Origin of the sequence: Thioalkalivibrio denitrificans (assembly GCF_002000365.1) — a bacterium.
Classification (GTDB): domain Bacteria; phylum Pseudomonadota; class Gammaproteobacteria; order Ectothiorhodospirales; family Ectothiorhodospiraceae; genus Thioalkalivibrio_A; species Thioalkalivibrio_A denitrificans.
Map to the genome: position 1 here is coordinate 1 of NZ_MVBK01000035.1, position 329 is coordinate 329.

1 protein-coding gene is annotated in these 329 nt (G+C 71.1%); it reads left to right on the forward strand.

The features are described from left to right. On the forward strand, window positions 1–329 hold a 329-nt coding region (locus B1C78_RS17595; RefSeq protein ID WP_217698008.1), incomplete at both ends, for an AfsR/SARP family transcriptional regulator.

Here is a 329-nt window from a genome sequence, read left to right on the forward strand (position 1 = left end):
CGCCATCCATGTGCTGGGCAAACCGTACATCGAGCGCGACGGGCGTCGGCTTGCGGGCCCGCGCGGCGGCAAGGCCTGGGCCTTGCTTGCGTACCTGCTCCTGTGCCCGAGGCCCCCGACCCGCCGTCACCTGGCCGAACTCCTGTTCCCCGAGGCCGAGGATCCCCTGGCGGCCCTGCGCTGGAATCTCTCCGAACTGCGTCGCGTGCTCGGGAAGCCCGACGCGCTGAGGGGTGACCCCGTACAACTCAACCTGGCCGCGGACACCACGGTGGACGTGCTGGACCTCGTTTCCGCAACGCCGGAGACGCTGGTGCCCCTGGCGCTCG